Origin of the sequence: Oscillatoria sp. CS-180, assembly GCF_028330965.1 — a bacterium.
Taxonomy (GTDB): domain Bacteria; phylum Cyanobacteriota; class Cyanobacteriia; order Phormidesmidales; family Phormidesmidaceae; genus Halomicronema.
Map to the genome: position 1 here is coordinate 62,472 of NZ_JAQMUB010000026.1, position 9,875 is coordinate 72,346.

Sequence of the window (9,875 nt, forward strand, 5' to 3'; positions counted from 1 at the left end):
CTCATTTAGTTTTGGGCCGCGTCACAACGTTGCTAATGATGTAGCCCCATCGCTAGTTTCATTAGGCAAGGCGGCGACCATCTAGTTACGCCTTCCGCACTCAGATACCCTTGGGTTTAAACAAGCCTGGATGGCTAACCATATTAATTTTTTTCGCGTTTTGTTGACTCTGCTAAGAGCGTGCCGGCCATACTTTAGCGTTGGCATCAGAGGATTTCAAAATGGGTAGAGTCAAGCAAGTCGCACTTGGAATCATGGTGCTGGCGATCGCTGCTTGTGGCAGCAACTCATCAGACATCGTTGTTGAACCGACCCTACCCAGAACATTGCGCATCTTCTGGAATCAAGGGTTTTATCCAGAAGAAGATCTGGCGTTACAGCAGCTGATTGAAGCCTGGGAAGTGGAATCCGGCATTGAAGTCGAACTAACCCTCTATAGCTCCGATGACATTTTGAATCAGGCAACCGTAGCCCTAGAAAACGATAACCCGCCAGATGTCCTGTTTGCCCATCGAGCAGATTATACGCTGCAACCTCAGTGGGCTTGGGAAGGAAAATTGGTTGACGTTTCCGATGTCCTAGAACCTTACCTAGACGACTACACCCCTGCGGCGCTGGAAGCAGCCTATCTCTATGATGAGACGAAGGGCGATCGCAGCTACTACGGTGTCCCCATCGAGCAGCAAACACTCCACTTGCACTACTGGCGCAGTTTGCTGCAAGCCGCAGAACTTGACGAAGATCAGATTCCTCAAGACTGGCAAGGATTTTGGGATTTTTGGCAGCAAGCTCAGGCAACCCTACGTCAGCTCGACAATCCCGACATCTATGGACTAGGTCTGACCCTCTCAACCCAAGGTAGCGATACCTACTATTTTTTTGAACAGGTCATGGATGCCTATGATGTAGAACTGTTCGACCAAGAGGGAGAGTTTCAGGGAGACGATCCGGCAGTTCGGGCACAGCTGATTGAGGTGCTCGACTGGACGACGCAGTTTTATGTCAATGACTACGTACCTAAGGATGCCGTGAATTGGCTGGACGTCGATAACAACGTTCAGTTCTTGAATCAAGCAACGCTGATGACACCGAATCCGTCCCTCTCCATTCCGGCATCTCAGCGGGAGGATGACGCCCTGTATACGGAGCAAATTGCCACCCGAGTCTTTCCCAACGAACCCGACGGAGAGCCAATCACCTACGTCGTGACGATTAAACAGGCACTCATCTTTTCAGAATCGAGCAATATTGAGGCTGCCAAGGACTTTTTGAGCTACTTGTTGGAACCAGATCGACTGAACACTTACGTCAAAGGATCCTTAGGGCGCTGGTTTCCAGCAATGGAGTCTTCTTTGCAAGATCCTTTCTGGTCTGACCCTGCTGACCCCCATGTCGCAATAGCCGTGCAGCAGTTTACACAAAGCCCCACTCGTCCTCTCTATCACGCCGTCAACCCAGCATATTCACAAGTACAGGCCGAGAATATCTGGGGACAAGCAATTGGTCATGTTGCGATCGACGGCTGGTCCTCTGAAGCCGCCGTCGATGAGGCGATCGCGCAGATTCAGGAAATCTTGGCACAATGGGATGACTCCTCTCCATAGATTTAGAGGTCATGACCCGACAGAACAAAAGTCTGATGGGGCAAATTGTTCGCTACTTTCTTCTACTGTCCCTGGTGACCGTGGGAGCCGTTAGTGGTGTGGCTTATTTTCAGAGTCGAAATGCTATCAAACGTGCTCTTTTCGATCGTCTGATGTTGACCGCCATGCTGAAAGAGGATGAGCTGAATCGATGGATTAATGATCAGCAAGAAGAAATGTTAGCGATCGCGAATTTGCCTGAGGTGCAATCCTCTATTGAGCAGCTAACAGCTAACAGTGATAACACCCTAGCTCAAGCGGCATCGGAGGACTACCTGCGGGAACTGATGGGGGCGATCGTTAACCAGCACTCCAGCCTCAACGAGATTTTGGTGCTGTCTCCTGGTGGCAAAGTGCTGTTCTCAACGCAACCAGAAACAGAGGGTAATTTCGAAGCGATCGGGCAATATAGCTACGTTCCTATGGATGACGAAATCGACTTTGCGCCTAACTTCTACCCATCACCCAATGACCAGACATCTCGAATGTCCTTTGCCATTCCCTTTAAGAAGGCTGACCAAGGCATCGAGGGATTGTTGGCAATGCACCTCAATTTGCAGCGGATTGACGAAATTATTCGCAAACGAACGGGACTAGGGGAAACCGGGAAAACCTACTTAGTCGGAAATCAAGGCAGCAGTCTAGCTAGCTACAGCTTTTTTCTTTCTAGTCACGATTTAGGAGAACCCGATGCAGACCTGCGCAGCGAAGGTATTGATCAGGCGATGCAGGGAATTAGTGGGGCAGGCATTTATCGCGATTACCAAGGAGAGATGGTGGTTGGGGTTTATCGCTGGTTGGATAATAGTGATCTAGCCTTGATTGCTGAAGTGAGTGGGTGGGAAGCCTTTGCCCCCGCTCGTAAACTGGCTCAGACGATCGCAATCTCGGGTGTTAGTCTGGTGGGCCTGCTGACCATTTGCGTCTATTGGGGAGCGCGTCGCATTGCCAGACCGATCCTGGCGATTACCGATGCAGCAGAGCGCCTGGCCGCAGGTGATCTTCGCGCCAAAGCTCCAGTCTTGACTGATAACGAAATTGGGATCCTTGCCACAGTCTTCAATCAAATGACCGAGCAGTTGCGGCGGCTCTACACGAACTTAGAGGCCGAGGTTGCCGAACGAACTGCCGAGTTGCAGCACACCAACGAGGATTTGGCCCAAGCCAAAGAAGCTGCCGAAGTTGCCAACCATGCGAAAAGCCAGTTTCTGGCCAATATCAGCCATGAACTCCGTACGCCCCTCAACGCCATTCTGGGATTCAGTCAGCTGATGATTCGCGCTCCGCTAGTACAACCGGCCCAGCGAGAACATTTGGAAATTATTAATCGCAGTGGTGAGCACCTACTAGCGTTGATCAACGACGTCCTATCCATGTCCAAAATTGAGGCCGGACTCGCTGCCCTCAATGAGAATAGCTTTGACCTGTTCTCCCTGCTGGCTAGCTTAGAAAATATGCTGCACAGTAAGGCCAGCGCTAAAGGGCTTGAGTTACGGTTCGAGCGATCGCCAACTGTCCCTCAACACATCAAAGCCGACGAAGGAAAACTGCGGCAGGTCCTGATCAATCTGCTTGGCAACGCCATCAAGTTCACTCAAACAGGGCATATCGTATTGCACGTCACGTTTGATGAAACGTCACAGACTTGCTCTCCCAACACCGCTTCGCAAGGAACCATCAAACCGGAGCAGCCAGCAGCCCGTTTGACCGCAAGATCACCCAATGCTTCTGCACCTGATTCCCCTCTGTGCCTTCTATTCAAAGTTACTGACACGGGGCCGGGTATTGCCCAGAAAGATATTCCCAATCTGTTTAAGCCGTTTGTTCAAACAACCGCTGGGCATCAATCCCACGAGGGCACTGGACTAGGACTCGCTATTAGCCGCCAGTTTGTGGAATTGATGGGGGGGCACATTGCAGTAGACAGCAGTTGGGGTCAGGGAACGACCTTTGCGTTCACAATTCAGGCTCAGCCTGCCTATGCCAATGACCTATCCCCCAAGACTCCGCCTCGACGCGCTGTTGGTTTGTTGCCTGGTCAACCTACGTATCGAATTTTAGTGGTTGAAGATCGTTGGGAAAACCGCTATCTGCTGGTCAATCTGCTACAGGCAGTTGGCTTTGAAGTCCGCGAAGCCGACGATGGACGAGCCGCGATCGCTCTCTGGCAGTCCTGGCAGCCTCACCTCATCTGGATGGACATGCGAATGCCCGTGATGGACGGATACGAAGCGACAAGACAAATCCGCACAATGGAAGCGGCAAGAGTACAATCAGCAGGCAACCGGCAGCAGGCAACCAGCGGAGAACCTGTCGAACTCATTCAATCCTCAGCCCTCAAACCGCCTCATACCTCTACCAAAATCATCGCCCTCACTGCCAGCGCGTTTGAAGAGTCGCGCTCTGAAGTACTCGCAGCAGGGTGCGATGACTTTGTCCGCAAGCCTTTTCAAGAGAGTGCAATTTTTGACGTGATGGCAAAGCACTTGTCCATTGAATACCGGTATGAGGAAAGTCAGCAGAGTGATGAGGTCGGGTTTAGGACGCTGGTGGGGCGATCGCAGCCTCTAAACCCCTCCGAAACCAATACCTCAACCCAACTGGATCTGGCCTCCAGTCTCCAAACAATGCCAGCGGAGTGGGTGAAAGCGGCTCAGAAGGCGGCGATTCAAGCCGATGGGGACTGGTTGAAGGAGTTAATCACCCAGATTCCCGAGCAGGAGCGATCGCTCAAAATCCACCTCTCATCTTTAATCGACCAATTCGAATTCGACAGCATCCTCGACCTCACCCAATCCATCAGCGTCAGCTAGCTGTCTGTCATTCAACTGAAACATTCTGCTATCAACGCTATTGCTTCAAGGCTGTTTAACACCTCACAAAGTACGCTCCAAGTTGAGAGATCCGGCTCATCAAATTGACTGAATCGGAAAAACGCTCTCATCTATTCCCTTCAATATTCTTACTGCCTTCACCCATTGAAACCGTTTATCAAAAGACTGCTCACTGTATCACGTTCACTAATTTTATTGAATTTATGAAATAAAATTAGGCACAAAAGTTGATTCATTAAAATAATTTTTCCATATAAGATGGCACAAGCTTTTTTATAATTAAAAAATAAATTTTAAGCTATTAAAAAATAGAAGGTATTGAAATCTCTAGTTAGAATCGAGAATATTTGATTGGTGTAATCCTTGTCCAGTAAGGTATATAGCTGCATCTCTTGAATTCCGCCTTTGCTCATTTGCTATATTTAAAATTCTATTCTTCTCGGAAAATGATTGAATTTTAAATATCTATATCGATTGCTTGCACGGCGGCTTTTAGATATCATCCATTTAGTGATTGAGCAACGTCTCACTTGTGTTTCTATCATTCTTTGCTATGGCTTGTTTGCATCTGTCAGGCTTCATGGCGTCAGGCTGTAATAACTGCCTAGCCGACCTCTTTCTGTAGACTTTTATGCGTTTCAGTTCAGCCTAAAGAAATCTATATTCGATAGGCAGTTCTACTTCTTAAAAGCTTTTTGTCTGATTCCCTCACAATCACCAGCGCAAGTTAGGTGAGGGTTTTACTAAGCTCGTGAACTGGAATTCCCTGATATGCATTCTGCCGCCGAGCTCGATTGAGCACTTTCTCGTCAGAGCCGATGTCTGGAAAAGAACGGTTGAGACTGCTGACGGATAGCGGCATCCCTGAGTCAATCGACACCTTTTATCCTTTTGATCGAGGAGTTACCTCATGTTGGACTGTGGCTGTGGTCAATCTTCTTTAGATGTGGCGAGTGATCTGAACAGCGATGGCTTGGGTTTAGCTACGGCTGAGTCTACGCTAGAGCCAGCACTGAGAAGTGACGCTCCGCTCCAACTCAGTCCCGTGCCCACCTCACTGCTGTTTGAGGAGAGTACTGAGGGATTTAGCGCTGGGGGGTTCAATGCCGACCCTCAGGTCGTCCAGGACACACCTACCCCGTCAGACAGTCTGACCGGACTAGCTGAAACCAGCGGCCCGCTCGTAGGAGCGCTGCCCGGCATTCCCGGTGTCGGCTGCATCTTTCGAGTCCCGGATTTGACCATCGCCCCTGATGCCGAATTACGTAGCAACGCGGATGGAACAGTCACGCTGAGTTGGGCAGTCACTAACCTCAGCGGGGACAATAGTTGCGCTGATGTCGCGGCGAACAGCTTTTTCAATCGCTTTTGGCTCTCGTCGGATGAAGTTTTAGACGTCACAGGCGATCAGGCGATCGCAGCGGTGGGAGGCCCCGGCAATGTTGACGATAGTTACTATCGCAATCAGGAAGCAATCGCGGTGGATGAAACCTCGGCGCTGCGGTCAGAGACCTTCTCCATCAATAGCGACGATCCCTTCTTAATTCTGTCGGTAAATCAGCCGCAAGGGATTGGTGAAACGGACTTCACCAACAATGTGGTGGTGTTTGATTTACGGACGCTGGGGGACACGCCAATTGAGGCGACAGCGTTAGACAATACTGGCTACAACCAACAGACTAACTGTGCGCCGGAGCATGATGTCGAGGTTAACTCCAATGTGGAGACGCACTCTGGGGCGTTGACTGAGACCCACACCCTGGCGGCCTATCAATCTCAGGGCAGGGAGCGGGCGCTGACGCTGCATTATGACTCGACCACGGCTGATGTGCAACCCATCGTGCATTTTGCTTATGAGAATGTGCAGGATGCACCGGGAACGCAGTTGCTGATCGCCCGCATGACCCTCCAGGCCGGTGATACGACCATTGCGGTGCCGGGCTACACCGGCGACCAGTTTGGCTTGAGTGGCGGCGAACACTTTTGGACCGTGCCAGATCAAGACAATGCGATAGTGCAGGGGGCCCTCCAGACGGACATGAGCGCTCAAGCCTCGGGCGTCTACACCTACCAGGTGGAGCGTGATATTCAAACCTTTGATGCAGCAGGCACGTTTGACCCGTTGCGGCATACCACCACGGGCACCGTCACGGTCGTCAACCGCACTGGCAGTCCCTTTGGCAATGGCTGGACGCTGGAAGGATGGCAGGAAATCATCGTCAACGATGACGAGTCGGTGCTGCTGTTGAATGGCAATGGCACCCATCAGATTTTTCAGCCGCCCGCCGAGCCTGGTGGTGCCTACGTCTCACCGGGAGGCGACTATTCCCAGCTAGAGCGGCTAGCCGATGGTACCTTTCAGCGGACGCTGCGCGACCAGACGGTGACCACCTTTAACGCCCAGAATCGCTTGGAGACGGTGACTGATCGCAATGGCAATACCCTCACTTACGTCTATGATGCGGCGGGTCAACTGACGACCATGCGCGATGCCGTCGGGCTCGAAACGACGTTTACCTATACTGACGGTCGCGTCACGACGATTACCGACCCTGCCGGTCGGCAGACGCTGCTAGCCTACGACGCGGCAGGCAATCTGCAAAGCATCACCGACCCCGATGCCGCTGTTCGTACCTGGGAATATGACGACCGTTCTCGCATGACGGCCGAAATCGATCAGCGGGGTCACCGAGAAACCACCGAGTACGACGCCTTTGGTCGCGTAGATCGCTCGATTCGGCGCGATGGCAGCAGCATTGACATTGACCCGGTGCAGGTGCAAGGGTTAGCGCTGCCTAGTCAAACGATTGACCCCATGACCGCTCCGGTAGCGTTGACGCCCACCGCCGCCGACCTCCTGACGCCGACGGCTACCCACACCGATGGTCGGGGCAATGCCACCGTCTTCACGCTGAATCAGGCGGGAAATCTGCTCAATCAAACGGACGCCGAAGGCAATGTGGTCACCTTTGAGCGCGAGTGTGACTGCGGGGAGGTGTCAGCCATTGTCGATGGTACCGGCGATCGCACCACGATTACCTATGATGAGCAGGGCAACCCCAGCCTGATTGTCGATAGCATTTCCGGGGCGGCGGGCCTGCAGCAGGTGTTTGACCCGCAATTCAATCAGCTAATTCAGGTCACCGATGAGTTAGGCCGCCAGACGCTGCATGAGCTGGATGCCGCCGGTAATATTATCGAGATGCGTCAGGTGATAGGCGCAGTGGGCGGGGCCGATGACCGGGTCACGACGATGACCTACCGCAGTGACGGGCTCGTGGAGACGACGACTGACCCGCTGGGTCGGACGACCACGTTTGAGTATGATGCGCGGGGTCTCATCACTGCCGTGACCTACGCCCAAGGCACCGCCGCCGAAGCGGTGGAGCGCTACGAGTACGACAGTGCGGGCAACCAAAGCGCCTTTATTGATGCCCGAGGCAACCGCACCACCTTTGCTTACGATGGGCGCAATCGCCTGATTGCAATGGTGGAAGCCGACCCGGATAGCGAGGGACCGCTGACCACCACGACCACTCAGTACGTCTACGATGCGGCGGGGAACTTGGTGCGGCGAGTGGATGGTCGAGCGCACGAGACGCTGTATGACTATGACACGATGAATCGCCTGGAGCGCCTGACCGAGGCGGACCCCGATGGTGAGGCGGGGCCGCTGCTCTCCCCCGTCACGACCTTTGGCTATGATGCCGATGGCAATCTGACGACGCTCACTGATGCGCGGGGCAATGTCACCAGCTATGCCTACGATGCCCGCGATCGCCAGCGCCAAATCACTGAGGCCGACCCCGACGGGGCGGGGCCGTTGACATCACCGGTCACCACCTTCAACTATGACCTAGACAACAACCTCACCGAGTTGACCAATGCTCGGGGTCATGTCACGAGCTACACCTACGATGCTCGCAATCGCCTGACGCGCACCACCTCGGCAGACCCCGATGGTGAGGGCGCGTTGCCAGCCCTGGTAACGGAGTATGAATACAATGTGGTCGATTTACTCACTCAGCTCACGCGCCCCGGCGAGCGGACGACGACCTATCAGTATGACGAGCTGAATCAGTTGGTGCAGCTCACCGAGCCCGACCCTGATGGCGCCGGGGCGCTGACGGCTCCGGTGACGCAGTATGCCTATGACCTGGCAGGTAACCAGACGCAAATGACCGATGCTCTGGGGCGGGTGACGACGATGCAGTACGATGACCGCAACCGCCTCATCCAAATCACGGATCCCGACCCCGATGGCGCAGGGGTACTGCTCGCGCCCGTGACGGGCTACACCTATGACGCCACCAGTAATCAAACCTCGATGATTGACCCGCTAGGGCGCACCACCACCTTCCAATACGACGGGCGCAACCGGCTGATTCAAACCACCGACCCCGACCCCGATGGTGAGGGGGCACAAATCGCGCCGCTGACTCGCTACAGCTATGACGCGGTGAGTAACTTGACGGCCACCAGCAATGCCTTGGGCCATACGACGCAGTATCAGTACGATGCCCTCAACCGGCAGATTGCCGTCATTGACCCGCTGAATCAGGCGACCCTGTATGGCTATGACGCGGTGGATAATCTGCTTTCGGTGACGGATCCGCTCAACAATCAGACGAGCTACGCCTACGACGGGCTCAATCGCCTCAGCCAGGAGACTAATGCCCTGGGCTTCAGCCGCACCTATGGTTACGACGCGATGGATAATCTGACGCAGCTCATTGACCGCAACGGCCAAACCCGGCAGTTTACCTACGATCCGCTGGATCGCCGCATTGGGGAACAGTGGCTGGCTGCCGATGCTGCCGTCCAGCGCAGCTTTACCTACGGCTTTGATGCCCTAGGACGACAGAACCAGGTGCAAGATAGTGACGCGGCGGGGACAGTATTGAGCCGCACCACCTACAGCTTTGACGCCCTCGACCGACTGACCGCTGAAACTGTGACCACTGCCCCAGCGGTACCGGAAGTCACCTTTAACCACGCCTACGACGCGGTGGATAATCGCACCCAGACCACCGACACCATTGCGGGTACCCTCAGCGGCATCACTGACTACACCTACGATGGCTTGGACCGCATGACCCAGGTGCAGCAGGGTGGCACGGGCGTCCAGCCCAAGCGAGTCGAGATGGGCTACAACGTCGCGAGTGAGTTGACCTCACTCTCGCGCTTTGCCGGAGCCGAGGGCACGACGCCGGTGGCGACCACCAGCTACAGCTATGACGGCACGGGACGGCTGGCGCAGCTCACCCACGCCACGGCGACTGCCCCCATTGCGGACTATCAGTTCAGCTATGACGCGGCGAATCGGCTCACCACCTTAGTAGCCCCCGACGGCACCGCCACCTACACCTATGATGACCGCGACCAGTTGACCGGGGCG

3 protein-coding genes and 1 pseudogene are annotated in these 9,875 nt (G+C 54.1%); 3 read left to right on the forward strand and 1 reads right to left on the reverse strand.

What is annotated here, in order from left to right; all coding sequences use genetic code 11:
- Nucleotides 1–221: 221 nt before the first annotated feature.
- Together PN498_RS05135 and PN498_RS05140 are read left to right on the forward strand one after the other, a co-directional pair.
- Nucleotides 222–1,604, forward strand: coding sequence for an ABC transporter substrate-binding protein (locus PN498_RS05135; protein WP_272061638.1), 1,383 nt, complete (start codon nucleotides 222–224; stop codon nucleotides 1,602–1,604).
- An 11-nt stretch (nucleotides 1,605–1,615) separates the two neighbouring features.
- Entirely contained in the window at nucleotides 1,616–4,456 is a 2,841-nt protein-coding gene (locus PN498_RS05140) for a hybrid sensor histidine kinase/response regulator (protein WP_272061639.1), read from the forward strand.
- Nucleotides 4,457–5,204: 748 nt separating this feature from the next.
- On the opposite strand, the gene PN498_RS05145 is transcribed toward PN498_RS05140, so the two are convergent.
- Entirely contained in the window at nucleotides 5,205–5,357 is a 153-nt protein-coding gene (locus PN498_RS05145; protein ID WP_272061640.1) for a hypothetical protein, read from the reverse strand.
- A 30-nt stretch (nucleotides 5,358–5,387) separates the two neighbouring features.
- Here PN498_RS05145 and PN498_RS05150 point away from each other — a divergent pair.
- Nucleotides 5,388–9,875: pseudogene (locus tag PN498_RS05150) on the forward strand (hypothetical protein); the annotation flags it as partial.